This is a genomic window from Microbispora sp. NPDC004025 (assembly GCF_053604425.1).
Map to the genome: position 1 here is coordinate 378,370 of NZ_JBSGHN010000003.1, position 16,331 is coordinate 394,700.

Below are 16,331 nucleotides of genomic sequence, written 5' to 3' on the forward strand. Positions count from 1 at the left end.
TCCGAACCGGCAGATGGTCAGACCATCTCCAGCACCGGTTCCTCCCGTGCCTCGACCGGCTGCCGCCTGAACCGGAGCCCGGTGAGGGCGACGGCCAGGCCGACAAGGGCGAACCCGGCCGAGACCACGATCGCGGCACGGAATCGGGCGATCGGGTCGCCGCCGTCCGCCCCCGCGGTCAGGACGGCGGTGACGATCGCCAGCACCACTGCTCCGCCGACCTGGCCGGAGGTGTTCAGCAGACCCGAGGCGAGCCCCTGCTCCTCGTCGCCGACCCCCGCGGTCGCCTGGATGTTGAGCGAGGGGAACGACAGCGCGAAGGCGACGCCCAGCAGGGCCATGCCCGGCAGCACCATCGTGAGCAGGCCGGGGTGGAGGTCCACCCGCAGGAACACCGCGTACCCCGCGAGCAGCGCCACCGAGCCCACCACGATCAGGCGCGCGGTGCCGAAGCGGTCGGCGAACCCGCCCATCTTGGTCGAGCTGATCGCGACCAGCAGCCCGGACGGCAGGAACGCGAGGGCGGTCTCCAAGGCGCTCCAGCCCAGCAGGTTCTGGAAGTACTGCATCGCCACGAACTGGAAGCCGACGTACGACCCGAACAGGATGACCAGGCCGATGTTGGCCCGGACGAGCGGCGCGGAGCGCAGGATGCCGAGCCGGACCAGCGGGTGCCGAACCCGGCGCTCCAGCCAGACGAACAGTCCGATGAGGGCGGCGGCCGCGGCGAGCGACAGCACCGTGCGCGCCACGCTCACCTTGGGCGCCTCCACCACGGCGAAGACCATGAGCAGCATGGCCGCCGTGATGGTCACGGCGCCGAGGAGGTCGTGGCCGCCCTCGCCGCGCTCCTCGCCCCGGTCGAGCAGCCGCGCCCCGGCCACCAGAGCGATGATCGCGACAGGCACCGGCATGAAGAACGTCCAGCGCCAGCCGATCTCGGTGAGCAGGCCGGACAGGACCAGCCCGAGCGAGAATCCGCTGGCGCCGCAGGCGGTGAAGATGCTCAGGGCCCGGTTGCGGGCGGGGCCCTCGGCGAAGGTCGTGGTGATGATGGACAGCGCGGCGGGCGCGGTGAACGCGGCGCTGACGCCCTTGACGAAGCGGGCCGCGATCAGCAGCGTCCCGTCGCTCATCAGCCCGCCGAGCAGCGAGGCGACCGCGAAGACGGCCAGGGCGGCCAGGAACACCCGGCGGCGCCCGAGCAGGTCGGCGGTCCGGCCCCCGAGCAGCAGCAGACCGCCGTACCCCAGCACGTAGCCGCTCACCACCCACTGGAGTGACGAGGTGGACATCCCGAGATCAGCCTGGATGGACGGGAGCGCCACCCCGACCATCGACACGTCGAGGGCGTCGAGGAACACGACGGCGCAGAGGACGGTGAGGGCACCCCACAGGCGGGCCCCCCAGCGCTCGTCCTGAGTGGAGGAAGTCATGGCAAGGAAAGTTACATGCACATGCATTCAATGCACAAGCAATTAATGCGTTTGCATCTATTGCGCGCGCATGGTATGGTCGCGCGAAGAAAGGTGGTCTCACGTGAACGACACCGACACCGGCTTCGTGGTCATGGCCTGGCGCGAACTGCTCGCCCGGTACTCCGAGGTGTCGTGTGCGCTGGAGCGGGAGCTCAGCGACAAGCACGGGCTCGGCGTGAGCGAGTTCGAGGTGCTGGAGCGCCTGGTCGAGACGCAGTCGCCCTGCGCGGAGCCGGGGGCGGCCAAGTTCCGCGTTCAGGAGCTCGCCGGTCAGGTCCACCTGAGCCAGAGCGCGCTGTCGCGCCTCATCGCCCGGCTGGAACGCGAGGGGCTGGTCGCCCGCGCCCTGTGCGAGGCGGACAGGCGCGGCGTGTTCGTCCACGTCACCGAGGAAGGCCGGCGGCGGCACGCGGAGGCGATCCCCACCCATCGGGCCGTCCTGTCCGCGCACCTGTTCCCGCACCTCGTGAACGCCGGCTACGCGCCTCCCGCCCCGGACGACGCGCCTCGCCCCGCCTGATCGCGGCGCGCCGGACGGTCAGGAGGGGCGGAGGGGGACGCCGTCGGGGTCGACGAGCGAACCGTCCGCCGCGACACGTGCCCCGGCGGCCACCAGCCGCGCGGCCTCCCTCTCCGGGTTCTCGACGGCGACGGCGATGTGCCGGAAGCCGTGCCGGCCCCGATCGGGAGTCCACGGGCTCGCCGTCGTCGGGGCGGTGAACGTGAACACCTCGAGAACCGCGTCCCCGGCCAGCAGATAGGTGATCAGGAAGCCGCGGGGGTCCTGGTCCTGCCTTATCTGGCCGATCTCCTCGTAGCCGAGCGTGTCCCGGTAGAAGGCCAGCGCCGTGCCGAGATCGGCGGACGTGACCGCCACGTGGTCGAAGACCGGCGGCGCCGTACGCGGCCTGGCCAGGGCGGCCAGCCGTTCCCGCTCGGCCAGCTCGGGCGAGGCGACCCGGTGATACCGGAGGTGGTTGTCGGTGATCTCAAGATGGGTGCCGTCCGGGTCCTGGAAGAACGCGATGCGCACGCCGCCGACCGCGTCGAGCGGCGGCAGCGTGAAGGGCACGCCGGCGTCGCGCACGCGCTCCGCCCGCAGATCGACGTCGCCGACCTTGAAGCCGATGTGCCGGATGCCACGCTGGAGGTCGTCGTTCACCCAGCCGCCGAGATCGCCCTCTCCCGTCTCGACCAGCTTGAGCAGCACGGGACCCGCCTGCAGCCAGGCGACGCCGGGTCCCCCGGCCGGGCCGTCCGCCGGGGTGAGATCCAGCAGGTCGCGGTAGAAGCCGAGCGAGCGGGTCAGGTCGGCGACGCCGATCTCGACATGCCGGATGCCTCGGTGATCCGCCACGGTTCTCCCCTCTGCGCGTCCGGCCGGTCCGGCGCGGCAGGACCACCCTGACACACCGCCTCGTACGGCCGATCACGCCGTCCTCCCGGCGGACGCGCAGGAGCGGACCTCCACGGCCGCGTCGGCCCGCAGCCCGGGCGCCAGCGCGAGGGTGACCGCGACGGAGGCCACGGCCATCACGCCCATGGCGGCCTCGGCCGAGGTGACCTGGGCCACCGCCCCCGCGATCGCCGCGCCGACCCCCTGCATGGTGAGCACGCCGGAGGACTGCAGCCCGAGCGCCTGCCCGCTCATCTCCTCGGGGGTGACGGCCATGAGACGTTCCTGGAGCAGCAGGCCGGCCGAGTATCCGGCCGAGGCGAGCACGACGGCGGCGACCGCGACCGGCGGGGACGGGTGGACGAGGAAGACCAGGTACGGCACGGCGAGCAGCAGCCGCAGCGGAGCACTCAGCCGCTCGCGCCACCGCTTCGGGACGAACCGCCCCATCAGCATGTCGCCGGTGAGCATCCCGGTGGCGGCACAGGCGAACAGCAGCCCGGCGTGCCGGGAGTCGTAGGCGACGTACAGCGACTCACAGCCGACGATCAGGCCGTTCGGCACCCACAGGGCGAGGTAGAGGCGGCGGCGCGACCCGGAGGACCAGAGCCTGCGGTTGATCCGCCACGTCTCGGCGGGCGAGGGCCGTCCCTGGGCGCGGGGCGGGCGGGCGGAGAGCCCCCACCGGGCGACGGTCGCCGCGACGAGATACACCCCCGCCCCTGTCAGCAGGGTGCCGCGCGGGGACAGCACGGTCACGAGCACGCCTCCGGCGACGAATCCGATGATCTGCTGAACGCCGACCGACATGCTGAGCACCGAGCGGCCCAGCAGGTAACCGTCCCTGGGCAGGATCTCGTTGAGCAGCCCGAACCGGACTCCGCCGCCGAGGGAGGCCGCGATTCCCATGCCGAGGACGGCGGCGAACACCGCCCACAACGGCAGCCCGGGCACGGCGAGCGCGGCCGTGCCGGCGCAGTGCACCAGTGCCAGCGCCGTCATCGCGGCGCGCGGGGGCAGCCGGTCGGCGGCCGACAGCAGCACCGTCGCCCCGAGCACCTGTGCGAAGGACGCGCCGAACATGCTCAGGGCCGACAGCAGCGGTGACCGCGTCGCGCCGTACACGAGCGTGCCCAGCGCGAGGCCGCTCACGGTCGAGGCCGCCACCTGCGCGGACGCGACCGCGAACAAGGGCGTGAACTCGGGGGTGCGGAACAGTTCCCGATAGGTACGCATGACGGGAGCCTCGATCACCGCCCCGCTCCGCCGTTATTGTTTCGCGGGGAGGCGAAACATGGGCTGGTGGCTGGTCAACGCCGACACCCTTGCGGACAGCCGGTTCGTGATCTCCCCGCTGGCCGAGGCCACCGCCTGCCTGTTCACTCTCGAGAAGGCGTCGGCGGCACATCCGGGCGAGCGGGAGTGGCTCGACGAGCACCTGCCCGCCTACCGGGCCCGCCTGGCCGGCGACCCGATCACGGCGCTGCTGCTGAAGGCCGCGCGGGGACGGAACTGGACCGCGGACTTCCTCACGCCCGCTCCGACCGGCGAGGGCGAGCCTGTTTTCGAGGAGGAACTCGCCCGCGTCCGCGCGACGCCACCCGAGACGGCGCACGCCGACATCGAGGTGGCGCTACGCGGCCCGCTGCCGGAGCCGCTGCGCCGTCCCGACCTGCCCGAACGCGCGGCCGGCCTGTTGGAGTGGGTGTGGACGCGGACGGTGCTGCCCGACTGGCCGCGCCGCCGGCGGATCGTGGAGGCCGACATCGTCGCCCGCGTGGGCCATATGAGCCAGGGCGGCTGGGCCGCCGCGCTGAACGACATGCGCAAGGGCATGCGCTGGCTCGGCGGCAACCGGCTGCAGATCAACACCTACGACTACCCGCCGAGGCGGATCGGCGGGGCGAGGCTGATGTTCGTCCCGGTCACTCCCCGCCAGGCGTGGACCGCGTGGACGGCGGGCCGGCACTACGCCCTGGTCTACCCCTGCTCGGGAACGCTGGCCGAGCCCGGCCGGGCGCCGGTGCCCGATGCGCTCGGCAGACTGCTCGGCCCTGCGCGTGCGCGGGTGCTCGTGCTGCTCGCCGCGCCGAAGAGCACGACGCATCTCGTGGCGCTGACCCATCAGGGGCTGGGGTCGGTGGGCCGCCACCTCAAGGTGCTCCTCGACGCCGGTCTCGTACGGCGCCGCCGGGCCGGGCGTTCGGTCCTTTACTACCGCACGCCCCTCGGCGACGCCCTCGCGGCGAATGACGCAGACATCGGTTCGATGTAGTGAACGAATGTTCTGTTGATACCGCCATCATGAGCGAGGCGGCCGCGGCCATCGGCGCGCGAATACGGCTCCGTCGACGGCAGGCGTAGCGCGGCCCGCCGACGGCCCGAGCCGACGCTCAGGCCGTCAGGCGGTCGATGACCAGCGGCAGCAGGTCCGCGCCGCCGTCCTCGCCGATCTCGTACGCCCCCTCGATCGCCTGGAGGGCCCGGTCGAACCGGCCGGCCTCGTCGGCGTACAGGGTCATCAGCGGCGCGCCCTCGCGTACGGCGTCGCCCGGCTTGGCGTGCAGGACGACTCCCGCGCCCGCCGACACCGGGTCCTCCTTGCGGGCCCGCCCGGCCCCCAGGCGCCAGGCCGCCAGGCCGACCTTGAGCGCGTCGAGCGTGCGCAGCGTGCCCGTGGAGGGGGCGGTGACCACGGCCGACTCGGCGGCCTTCGGCAGCGGCGCGTCCGGGTCGCCGCCCTGGGCGACGATCATGCGCCGCCAGGCGTCCATCGCCGAGCCGTCCTTCAGCGCCTCCTCGGGGTCCCTGGCGCCCGGCACCCCGGCGGCCTCCAGCATCTCCCGGGCCAGCCGCACGGTGAGCTCGACCACGTCGGCGGGGCCGCCGCCGGCGAGCACCTCGACGGACTCCTCGACCTCCAGCGCGTTGCCCACCTTCAGGCCCAGCGGCCGGTCCATGGCGGTCAGCAGGGCGACCGTGCGCACCCCGGCGTCGGTGCCGAGCTCGACCATCGTCCGGGCCAGCTCGCGCGCGTCGTCCACGTTCTTCATGAACGCGCCCGAGCCGGCCTTCACGTCGAGCACGAGCGAGCCCGTGCCCTCGGCGATCTTCTTGGACATGATCGAGGAGGCGATCAGCGGGATCGACTCGACCGTGCCGGTCACGTCCCGCAGCGCGTAGAGCTTCTTGTCCGCGGGGGCGAGGCCCGCGCCCGCCGCGCAGACGACCGCCCCGGCCGAGCGGATCACGGCGAGCATCTCGTCGTTCGACAGGGACGCCCGCCAGCCGGGGATCGACTCCAGCTTGTCCAGCGTGCCGCCGGTGTGCCCGAGGCCGCGCCCGGACAACTGCGGCACGTACGCGCCGCAGGCGGCGACGAGCGGGGCCAGCGGCAGGGTGATCTTGTCGCCGACCCCTCCGGTGGAGTGCTTGTCGGCCGTGGGCCGGTCGAGGGAGGACCAGTCCATCCGCTCCCCCGACCTGATCATGGCCTGGGTCCAGTCCGCGATCTCCCTGCGGTTCATGCCGTTGAGCAGGATCGCCATCAGCAGCGCCGACATCTGCTCGTCGGCCACCTCGCCCCGCGTGTACGCGTCGATCACCCAGTCGATCTGGGCGGCCGACAGCTCACCGCGGTCGCGCTTGGCGATGATGACCTCGATCGCGTCGAACCCCACACTTCCCCCTTATCGCGACAGATCGTCGGGCCCGAAGGCGAACGGCAGGAAGTCGGCCATCCGCATCGGCCCCTCGGGCGTCTCCACCAGCAGGTCCCGCCCGCCGTGCTCGAACAGCAGCTGGCGGCAGCGGCCGCACGGCATCAGCAGCTCGCCGTGGCCGTCCACACAGGTGAAGGCCACCAGCCGGCCGCCGCCGCTCGCGTGCAGCGCCGAGACGAGCCCGCACTCGGCGCACAGCCCCACGCCGTACGACGCGTTCTCCACGTTGCAGCCGGTCACGACCCGGCCGTCGTCGACGAGCGCCGCCGCCCCCACGGGGAACTTCGAGTACGGCGCGTACGCGTGGGTCATGGCCTCGCGGGCCGCGACCCGCAGCGCCTCCCAGTCGATGCTCATTTCGCCTGCCCCCTTCGATACGGGACGCCGTCCGCCGCCGGCATGCGCAGCCGCTGCGAGGCCAGCGACAGCACCAGGAGCGTGGTCAGGTGGGGGGTGAACGACGTGAACTGCTCCGGCACGGTGTCCGTCGCCGCGAAGACCACGTACACCGCGATCGCCACGACCCCGGTGACCAGGGCCGCGACCCCGCGCCGCTGCCGTACGAGCTGGTAGACCGCCACGGCGGCGAGCAGCAGCGCGACGACCAGCAGCAGCGCGTGCACCGAGATGCCGCCCTGACGGAGCTGGAGGGCGTCGGTGTAGCCGAACAGCGCCGCGCCCCCGGCGAGCCCGCCCGGACGCCAGTTACCGAAGATCATGGCGGCCAGGCCGATGTACCCGCGACCGCCCGTCTGCCCGTCCCGGTAGATGCCCGCCGCCACGATCGACAGGAACGCGCCGCCGAGCCCGGCGAGCACGCCGGAGACGATCACGGCGGCCCACTTGTACAGGTAGACGTTGACGCCCAGCGACTCCGCCGCGACCGGACGCTCGCCGCACGCCCGCAGCCGCAGGCCGAACGGCGTGCGCCACAGGATGTAGAACGACAGCGGGATCAGCAGGATCGCCAGGATCGTGAACCAGGACACGCCCTGGGTGATGCCCCGCAGCACGCCCGCGAAGTCCGACAGGACGAACCAGTGCTTGGCCTCGACGGTCCGCAGCGGGTCGTCGAGGAAGCCCAGGCTCACCGTGCCCATCTTGGGCAGCGGCGGCGAGTTCTTCGTCCCGCCGCCCGGCATGCCGTCGAAGACGAGCTGGGACAGATACTGGGTGAAGCCGACGCCGACGATGTTGATCGCCACGCCGGAGATGATGTGGTCGACGCCGAAGGTCACGGTGGCGACGGCGTGGATCACCGCGCCCAGCGCCCCGCCGACGGCGCCGGCGACCACACCCGCCCAGGGGCTGTGGAACTGGAGGGCGCCCCAGGCGCCGAACCAGGTGCCGAGCACCATCATGCCTTCGAGACCGATGTTGACCACGCCGGCCCGCTCCGACCACAGGCCGCCGAGACCGGCGAGCCCGATCGGCACAGCGAGACCGAGCGCGGCGCTGACCGTGCCCGCCGAGGTGATGTCGTTCGCCCCGGTCACCAGCCGCGCGACCGACAGCAGCACCACCAGCCCGGCCAGGCCGAGCAGGAGAACCGGCGCCGACAGCCGGAAGCGACGCGCCGGGGGTGTCTCGACCGGGCGGTCGACCGGGAGGTCCGTCGCCGTCATGCCGTCTCCTCGATTCCGTCCGGCCCGCCGCGCGCACCGTTCCGCTCGCTCATGCCGCCGCCTCCGCCTTCGGCGCCTCCTGCGGCGCGGCCAGCTCGCGGCTGACCCTGCGTTGCTCCGCGACGATGCGGTAGCGGTGGACCAGCTCGTACGCGATGATCACGGAGAGCACGACGACGCCCTGCATGATCTGGACGATCTCCTTGGAGATGTCCAGCAGCTGGAGCTGGTTGGACGAGTTGTCCAGGAAGCCCCACAGCAGCGCGCCGACCGCCATGCCGACCGGGTTGTTGCGGCCGAGAAGGGCGATCGCGATGCCCGTGAAGCCGAGGCCGGCCGGGAAGTTGTTGCTGTACTTGTAGGAGGCGCCGAGCAGCTCCGGCATCCCGATCAGACCGGCGACCGCCCCCGACATGACCATCGTGACGACGATCATCTTCTTCACGCTGACGCCGCTGGCCACCGCCGCCGACTCGGACTTGCCGGTCGCCCGCAGCTCGAAGCCGAACCGGGTGCGGTTGAGCACGACCCAGTACGCGATACCGAGCAGGACCGCGACCACGATGAAGCCGTTGACCAGCACCGGCGTGCCCGCGATGAGCGGGATGCCCGGCATGTGCGCGTCGTCGGGGATCGGCCGGGTGCCGAGGTCGTTGCCGGTCAGCACGCCGAAGTGCTCGCTGACCAGCCACGACCCGAGGCCGGTGGCGATCGCGTTCAGCATGATGGTCGAGATGACCTCGCTCACGCCCCGGTACACCCGGAGCAGACCGGCGATCGCGGCCCACAGCGCGCCGACGACCACCGCGACGACGATCACGAGGACGATGTTGAGCACGCCGGGCACCACGGCGGCGCCACCGAGCCCGGCGGCGACCACGGCCGCGAGCCGGTACTGGCCGTCCACGCCGATGTTGAAGAGGTTCATCCGGAAGCCGACGGCCACCGCGAGCGCGGAGATGTAGTACATGACCCCGGTGTTGAGGATCATGGCCATCGACCGCGGCTGGGTGCCGTAGTCCGCGAGCGTGGTGAACGCCTCGACCGGATCGCTGCCCGCGATGAGCAGGACCACCGAGGTGATCAGCACCGCGAAGGCGACCGCGATGACCGGCGCGGCGACGGCGAGCCAGCCGCCGAGGCGCACCCGGCCGAGCAGCCGGTCGACGAACCCGTTCATACGCCCTCCCCGGCGCCGGTCATCGCCGAGCCCAGTTGCTCGGGGGTCACGTTGGCGGGATCGACGTCGGCGACGATCCTGCCGCGCAGGATCACCTTGAGCGTGTCGGACAGCCCGATCAGCTCGTCGAGGTCCGCGGAGATCAGCAGCACGGCGAGCCCGGCGGCGCGCGCGGTGCGCAGGTGGTCCCAGATCGCCGCCTGCGCGCCGATGTCCACGCCGCGGGTGGGGTGGCTGGCGATCAGCAGCACGGGGTCGCCGCTCATCTCCCGCCCGACGATCAGCTTCTGCTGGTTGCCGCCGGACAGCGTGGCCGCGTCCACGTCGATGCCGGGGGTGCGCACGTCGTACTCCTCGACGATGCGCCGGGTGTCGGCCCGCGCGCCGGCGCGGTCGATCCACGGGCCCTTGACGTTGGGTTTGCGGGTCTGGTGGCCGAGGATGCGGTTCTCCCAGAGCGGCGACTCCAGCAGCAGGCCGTGCCGGTGGCGGTCCTCGGGGATGTAGCCGATGCCGCCCGCGCGCCGCTGCAGGGTCGACCACTGGGAGATGTCGGCGCCGCCGAGGGTGAGCGTGGCGGCCTCACACGGGCGCATGCCCATGATCGCCTCGACCAGTTCCGCCTGGCCGTTGCCCTCGACGCCCGCGATGCCGAGCACCTCGCCCTTGCGGATGTCGAAGCTCACGTTCTCGACCACCGGCCGCCCGTCGCCGGTGCGCACGGTCAGGTCGCGTACGGACAGGGCGACGACGTCGGTGACGGTCGACTCGCGGGTCTCGGGGCTGGGCAACTCGCTGCCGACCATCAGCTCGGCGAGCTTTCGGGAGGTCACGTCCTTGGGGTCCACGGTCGCCACGGTGGTCCCGCGCCGGATGACGGTGATCTCGTCGGCGACCCGCAGGACCTCGTCCAGCTTGTGGGAGATGAACAGGATCGTCAGCCCCTCGCGGACCAGTCCGCGCAGGTTGTCGAACAGCTCCTCGACCTCGTGGGGCACGAGCACGGCGGTCGGCTCGTCCAGGATCAGGATGCGGGCGCCCCGGTAGAGCACCTTGAGGATCTCCACCCGCTGGCGGTCGCCGACGCCCAGGTCCTCGACCGGCACGTCGGGCCGTACGCCCAGGCCGTACGCGTCGGAGATCTCCTTGATCTTCTTGCGCGCGGCGGCGAAGTCGAGGGCGACGCCGCCGCGGCGCGGCTCGCTGCCCAGGACCACGTTCTCCAGCACGGTCAGGTTGTCCGCCAGCATGAAGTGCTGGTGGACCATGCCGATGCCCGCGTCGATCGCGTCGCCGGGGGTGTGGAACCCCACGGGCTTCCCGTTGACGCGGATCTCCCCCTCGTCGGGGCGCTGCATCCCGTACAGGATTTTCATCAGCGTGGACTTCCCCGCGCCGTTCTCGCCGACGAGGGCGTGGATGTGCCCTTTGGCGACGCGGAGGTGGATGTCGCTGTTGGCGACGACTCCCGGGAACCTCTTGGTGATCCCGGTGAGCTCTACTGCGGGTTCCGTAGCGGTCGCGGCGGTAATGTCGGCCTCCTCCTCGCGGAGTGCCCGGTGACGGTCAAGTGGTAGTGAGCGTAGAGCAAAGGGCCCGGAGCGGGTGCCTCCGGGCCCCTTGATTACGCAGGTCAGGACGTCGGGACCGAGATCTCGCCGTTGATGATCTTCTGCTTGTACTCGTCGATCTTCGACTTGATGTCGTCGATCTTGCCGCCGGTCGTGGAGTAGTCCACGCCGCCCGCCTTGAGGTCGTAGACGGACGGGCCCGACTTGACGGTCCCGGTGGTGTAGTTCTTCAGGAAGTCGAAGACCGCCACGTCGACCTTCTTGATCATCGAGGTGATGATCACGTCCTTGAAGTCGGCGTACGCCGGGAGCGCCGCCTGGTCGGAGTCGACGCCGATGGCCGTCGCCTTCGCGGCCTTGGCCGCCTCGAAGACGCCCGCGCCGGAACCGCCGGCCGCCTGGTAGACCACGTCCGCGCCGGCGTCGTACATGCCCTGCGCGGCCGTCTTGCCCTTGGCCGGGTCACCGAAGCCGCCGAAGTCCGGGGGCTGGGTGAGGTACTTGCTCTGGATCTTGATGTCCGACTTGACGGCCTTCGCGCCGGCCTCGAAGCCCGCCTCGAACTTGTGGATCAGCGGCACGTCGACGCCGCCCACGAAGCCGACGTTGCCCTTCTCGGACTTGAGCGCCGCCGCGACGCCGACCAGGAACGACCCCTGCTCCTCGGCGAACATCAGGTTCGAGATGTTGTCGCCCTTGGCGGCGTCGTCGTCCACGATGGCGAACTTGACGTCGGGGAACTCCTTGGCGACCTTCGCCACGGAACCCGAGTAGGCGAAGCCCACTGCGATCACCGGGTTGTAACCCCCGGAGGCGAGCAGGCGCAGCCGCTCCTCCTTCTGGGCGTCGGTCTCGCCCGCGGTCGCCTCAAGCTCCTTCTTCTCGACCTTGAGCTCCGCCGCGGCCTTGTCCAGACCGGCCGCGGCCGCGTCGTTGAAGGAACCGTCGCCGCGGCCGCCGATGTCGTACGCCAGGCCGACCTTGGTCTGCGCGGCGGCGGGCGCGGAGGACGCGCCGGCGCCGGCCGAGGCCTCGGTCGTGGTGCCGTTGTCGCCACCTCCACACGCGGCGGCGGCCATGAGCAAGGCACCGCCCGCGGTGGCGGCGGCCAGTCTGCTGATTCGATTGTGGAGCAAGGTCGTGACTCCCCTTCCGTTCCCCGCCCGTCTGACTCTCGTCGCACGCACGCAGGAACGCACGGCAACCCTGCACGGAAGATAGTTGTTTGACCTGCATAGACCAAACCCGCACACCAGTCCGCAACATGTCCGTTATTGAGCCCAGGCCGCACCGTGACCGGGGCGTCAGCCTGGGGAAACCTTGACCCTGCCGTGGATGATCTCCTGCTTGAGCTGCTCCAGGCGCGGCTGGATGTCCGTGATATGGCCGCCGGTGAGGGTGTAGTCGACACCGCCGAGCTTCAGGTCGTACACCTCAGGGCCGCTGCTGACGGTCCGGTCGGCCACGTCGGCGAGATAGTCGTAGACCGCGACGTCGATCCGTTTGATCATCGAGGTCAGGATCACGTCGCGCACGGCGGGGTCGGCGGTCTTGGCCTGGTCGTAGTCGACGCCGATCGCCCATGCCCCCGCGTCCTTCGCCGCGCGGAACACCCCGGTCCCCGAGGCCCCGGCCACCTGGTAGACCACGCCGGCGCCCGCGCGGTACATGCGCCGGGCGGCCCTGCGCGCCTTCGCCGGGCTCTCGAATCCGCGCAGGTCCTGGGGGCCGGTGAGATAGACGATCCTGATCCGCGCCCGCGGGTTCACGTGCTTCACACCCTGGACGTAGCCGACCTCGAACTTCCTGACCAGGGGGGAGCGATTGCCCCCGACGAAGCCGACGTCGCCGGTGCGTGACTTCATGGCCGCCGCCGCGCCCATGAGGAACGAGCCCTGCTCCTCGGCGAACAGCAGGTTCGTGATGTTGGGACCCGACACGGACGGCTCGTCCAGGATGGCGAACCGCGTCCGGGGGAACCGCGGGGCGATCCGCCTCAGTGCCGGGGCGTATGAGTAGCCGACGGCGATGATCGGGTCGTACCCGGCCTCGGCGAGGGCCCGCACCCGCTCCACCTTCCGGCGGGCGGGCTCGCCCCGCGCGGCCGCCACCTCCTTCACCCGCATGCCGCTCAGGTTGCGCATGGCCTCGTCGATCCCGGCGGCCGCGGCGTCGTTGTACGACTTGTCGCCCCGGCCGCCGATGTCGTACGCGAGCCCGACCCGCAGCGGGCCGGTGCGTGGCGGCGCGGCGTCCGCCCCGCCGTGGCATCCCGCCGCGACGGCGACGGCGACGGCGACGGCGCCCGCCGTCACCGCCCGGAACGCCCGCACTCGGACCTCCTAACCAGGGTGGTCCTACTGTCCGCGATACCCCTCGGCGAGGGCCGAGAACGCGTCGCGTCTCTGACAGGTTTATTCCATTTGAGTTAGTTTGCTCGGGTAATGGATCCCGAATAGCGAGCGGCCTCTTCCCCTTCGCGCGTCACCTCGAAGCCGGCGGCGTTCTCGCCCCGCCAGGTGATCGTGACGTTTCCCGGATGACAGGCGTCGCCTTTCACCCGGTCGAGGGTCAGCACGACCACCGCGTCCGACCCGCCGGCGGGGGTGAGACGGCCGGAGCAGTGCAGGTCGGCGCCCCACCGCATCCGCGCCGGTTCCGCGAGACGGATCTCGACCGGGAAGACCCGGCCGGCCGAGGGGTGGGTGGCGACACCTGTCCAGGTCCCGTAGAGGCGCCCGGGCCCGCGGTCCGTCAGCGCCCACGCGACGCCCAGCGCGGCGAGGACGGCGACCACGGCGATCGATGCGACCGGTGCGACCACGCGCGCCCGCCCGGGACGCCGTCCGCCGGTCCGGCCCTGCGCCACCCGCTCGGGCTCCGTACGTTCGGGCTCCGTACGTTCGGGCTCCGTACGTTCGGGTCCGGCCGGATCCGGCCCGATGGCAGTAGGCCCGGGAGGATTCGGCCCGGGAGGATTCGGCCCGGGAGGATTCGGCACGGCAGGGCTCGGCACGGAAGTATCCGGCACGGCCGGACCCGGTCGCTCCGGGGCCCGGCCGAGCAGGGCGCTCAGCACCTGTGCCGCGTCCGGCCGGTCGGCCGGTTCCGCGGCCAGGCACGCCACGACGAGGTCCTTCAGCAGGCCGGTGAGCGGCCCGAGGTCCGGCGTGCCGTACAGGATGCGGGCCATCACGGCCGCGTGCGTGTCACCGGTGTAGGCCTGCCTGCCGCTCGCCGCGTAGACGAGCGTGAGCGCCCAGCAGAACAGGTCCGCCGCCGGCCCCGCGGGCCGCCCCCGCAGCTGCTCGGGGGCGATGTAGGCCGGGGTGCCGACCGGGTCTCCCGTCGTGGCGGTGGCGTCGGCGAGGCGGGAGATGCCGAAGTCGACGACCCGCAGCCCGTCGGAGCCGAGGAGCACGTTGCCCGGCTTGAAGTCGCGGTGGACGACCCCCGCCCGGTGGATCGCGGCCAGCGCGGTGGCCGTCTGCACGGCGATTCGGTCGAGGTCGCCGCCCGTCCGCGGGCCCGCCGCCCGCACGTGCTCGCGCAGCGACGGACCGTCGACGTACTCGCTCACGATGTACGGCCGGTCGCCGTCCAGATCGGCGTCGAGGACCTGTGCGGTGCAGAAGGGCGCCACCCGGCGCACCGCCTCGATCTCCCGGGCGAACGCGCGCCGGGCGGGAGCGTCGTCGAGCCGTGCGTGCAGGAGCTTCACGGCCACCGGCCCGCCCGACGCGCCGGCCGCGCCGAGGAAGACGACTCCCTGGCCGCCCGCGCCGAGGCGGCCGGTGAGGCGGTAGTCCCCGAGGTGGCGGGGGTCTTCCGGGCGCAGGGGGGATGCGCCGGGCGCAGGCGGCGTACGGCCCGGCGGGGTCGGCCGGTTCAACGGACGAGGGTCAGCGGGCGCCGCCCCACAGCGCGGTCAGCGCCGTGGCGGCGAGGACCTTGACGCCGATCCCGATCGCCCGCTCGTCGACGTCGAACTGCGGACGGTGGAGGTCGACCTCGTCGACGGCCCCCACCGGCCGGGTGCCCAGCCGGGCGAGCGCGCCGGGCACCGACTCGAGGTACCAGGAGAAGTCCTCACCGCCGAGGCTCTGCGGCGTGGGCACGGCCGCCCCGTCGCCGACGATCTGATTCACCGCGTCGTGCAGCATCTGGATGCTGGTGGCCTCGTTCACCGTGGGCGGAGTGCCGCGCCGGTAGTCGATCTCGGCGTCCACGCCGTACGCGCCGGCGACCGAGTCGAGCAGGGTCTTGACCATGTCGGGGGCCTGGTGCCAGGCCTCCTCGTCGAGCGACCTCACCGTGCCCTGCGCGACCCCGACGTCCGGGATCGCGTTGGCCACCGAGCCCGCGGAGATCTGACCCCACACGAGGCTGAGGCTGGAACGGGGGTCCACGCGGCGTGACAGCGCGGCCGGCAGCTCGGTGACGATCTTGCTGAGCGCGTAGACGAGGTCCACGGTCAGGTGCGGCCGGGCGGTGTGCCCGCCAGGACCCGCGACCCGGATGCGCAGGCTGTCGCAGGACCCGGTGATCGGGCCGGTCCGCAGGCCGACGTGGCCGACGTCGAGACGCGGGTCGCAGTGCACCGCGAAGATGCGGTCGACCTCGTTCAGGCCGCCGTCGCGCATGACCTCCAGCGCGCCGCCCGCGACCTCCTCGGCGGGCTGGAAGATCAGCCGTACCCGGCCGGGGAGGGCTCCCGCGTCGGCCTGCGACGCCAGGAACAGCCCCGCGCCGAGGACGACCGCCGTGTGCACGTCGTGACCGCAGGCGTGGCACGCGTTCGAGTTCGTGGAGCGGTAGGGGACGTCCTTCTCGTCCTCCATGGGCAGCGCGTCGATGTCCGCGCGCAGGGCGACAGTGGGGCCCTCGTCCCGGCCCAGGTCCACCCACAGGCCGGTGCCGCGCGACAGCGGGTGCGGGGTGAGCCCGGCGTCCGTCAGCCGCTCAGCGATCTTCTCGGTCGTGCGATGCTCGCTGAAGGCGATCTCCGGGTGCGCGTGTACGTCGCGCCGGAACTCGATCAGCTCATCGTTGTGCCCGCGCAGGAATTCCGCCAGTTGCCCGGCCAGGTCGCTACTTCCCGGCACGGCCGCGTCCGGCGCTGCGAGCTTCGATGAGGTGGCCACGGAACTTCCCTTCTCCGGCGAGCCGTCCCGCCACGGGTCGCCGGATCACCATATGATCACGCAAAGTCACAGAAAAAGCCCAAAAGGGTCGAGCGGGCGCCTCGCCTCCACCGACCCTTCATTCACAATCCTTTCACGCCGCGACCCTCCGATACGGCGGATTGCCCAGTATTTACACCGGCCTCCGCACGTTGTCAGAACTGAGGCACTATTGC

The 16,331-nt window shown here is 71.9% G+C and carries 14 protein-coding genes; 2 read left to right on the forward strand and 12 right to left on the reverse strand.

The annotated features are described in order from the left end of the window. Positions 1 to 17: 17 nt before the first annotated feature. On the reverse strand, positions 18 to 1,436 hold the full coding sequence (locus ACWEQG_RS09870; RefSeq protein WP_363472737.1) for an MFS transporter: 1,419 nt from the start codon (positions 1,434 to 1,436) through the stop codon (positions 18 to 20). 103 nt (positions 1,437 to 1,539) lie between these two features. On the opposite strand from ACWEQG_RS09870, the gene ACWEQG_RS09875 reads away from it, so the two are divergent. Beyond that, positions 1,540 to 1,998 (forward strand): MarR family winged helix-turn-helix transcriptional regulator, encoded by a 459-nt coding sequence (locus ACWEQG_RS09875; RefSeq protein WP_363472740.1) that lies wholly within the window; start codon positions 1,540 to 1,542, stop codon positions 1,996 to 1,998. An 18-nt stretch (positions 1,999 to 2,016) separates the two neighbouring features. On the opposite strand, the gene ACWEQG_RS09880 is transcribed toward ACWEQG_RS09875, so the two are convergent. Continuing rightward, positions 2,017 to 2,835 (reverse strand): VOC family protein, encoded by an 819-nt coding sequence (locus ACWEQG_RS09880; RefSeq protein ID WP_452283410.1) that lies wholly within the window; start codon positions 2,833 to 2,835, stop codon positions 2,017 to 2,019. Between the two features lie 72 nt (positions 2,836 to 2,907). Continuing rightward, positions 2,908 to 4,110, reverse strand: a complete 1,203-nt coding sequence (locus ACWEQG_RS09885; RefSeq protein ID WP_452283412.1) for an MFS transporter — start codon at positions 4,108 to 4,110, stop codon at positions 2,908 to 2,910. 58 nt (positions 4,111 to 4,168) lie between these two features. On the opposite strand from ACWEQG_RS09885, the gene ACWEQG_RS09890 reads away from it, so the two are divergent. Beyond that, positions 4,169 to 5,149, forward strand: coding sequence for an ArsR/SmtB family transcription factor (locus tag ACWEQG_RS09890; RefSeq protein ID WP_452283414.1), 981 nt, complete (start codon positions 4,169 to 4,171; stop codon positions 5,147 to 5,149). Positions 5,150 to 5,267: 118 nt separating this feature from the next. On the opposite strand, the gene ACWEQG_RS09895 is transcribed toward ACWEQG_RS09890, so the two are convergent. The 9 genes from ACWEQG_RS09895 to ACWEQG_RS09935 form a co-directional block, all read right to left on the reverse strand. Then, complete coding sequence (locus tag ACWEQG_RS09895; RefSeq protein WP_452283416.1) at positions 5,268 to 6,554, reverse strand: thymidine phosphorylase; 1,287 nt, start codon at positions 6,552 to 6,554, stop codon at positions 5,268 to 5,270. A gap of 9 nt (positions 6,555 to 6,563) precedes the next feature. Next, positions 6,564 to 6,953 carry a cytidine deaminase gene (locus ACWEQG_RS09900; RefSeq protein ID WP_452283418.1) on the reverse strand — a complete coding sequence of 130 codons (390 nt, stop codon included), beginning with the start codon at positions 6,951 to 6,953 and terminating at the stop codon, positions 6,564 to 6,566. Then, positions 6,950 to 8,221 (reverse strand): ABC transporter permease, encoded by a 1,272-nt coding sequence (locus ACWEQG_RS09905; RefSeq protein ID WP_452283420.1) that lies wholly within the window; start codon positions 8,219 to 8,221, stop codon positions 6,950 to 6,952. Before ACWEQG_RS09905 ends, ACWEQG_RS09900 begins: the two co-directional genes overlap by 4 nt. Positions 8,222 to 8,270: 49 nt before the next feature. Continuing rightward, a complete protein-coding gene (locus ACWEQG_RS09910) occupies positions 8,271 to 9,401 on the reverse strand; it encodes an ABC transporter permease (RefSeq protein ID WP_452283422.1) in 1,131 nt (376 codons plus the stop codon). Beyond that, on the reverse strand, positions 9,398 to 10,933 hold the full coding sequence (locus tag ACWEQG_RS09915) for an ABC transporter ATP-binding protein (RefSeq protein WP_452283925.1): 1,536 nt from the start codon (positions 10,931 to 10,933) through the stop codon (positions 9,398 to 9,400). Before ACWEQG_RS09915 ends, ACWEQG_RS09910 begins: the two co-directional genes overlap by 4 nt. 101 nt (positions 10,934 to 11,034) lie before the next feature. Next, the gene (locus ACWEQG_RS09920) at positions 11,035 to 12,108 is read right to left on the reverse strand and encodes a BMP family lipoprotein (RefSeq protein WP_452283424.1); all 1,074 of its coding nucleotides are present in this window, start codon (positions 12,106 to 12,108) and stop codon (positions 11,035 to 11,037) included. A gap of 168 nt (positions 12,109 to 12,276) precedes the next feature. Then, complete coding sequence (locus ACWEQG_RS09925; protein WP_452283426.1) at positions 12,277 to 13,305, reverse strand: BMP family lipoprotein; 1,029 nt, start codon at positions 13,303 to 13,305, stop codon at positions 12,277 to 12,279. A gap of 95 nt (positions 13,306 to 13,400) precedes the next feature. Next, positions 13,401 to 14,864 carry a serine/threonine-protein kinase gene (locus ACWEQG_RS09930; protein ID WP_452283428.1) on the reverse strand — a complete coding sequence of 488 codons (1,464 nt, stop codon included), beginning with the start codon at positions 14,862 to 14,864 and terminating at the stop codon, positions 13,401 to 13,403. Between the two features lie 10 nt (positions 14,865 to 14,874). Further along, the gene (locus ACWEQG_RS09935; RefSeq protein WP_428833967.1) at positions 14,875 to 16,116 is read right to left on the reverse strand and encodes an amidohydrolase; all 1,242 of its coding nucleotides are present in this window, start codon (positions 16,114 to 16,116) and stop codon (positions 14,875 to 14,877) included. Between the last annotated feature and the right edge of the window lie 215 nt (positions 16,117 to 16,331).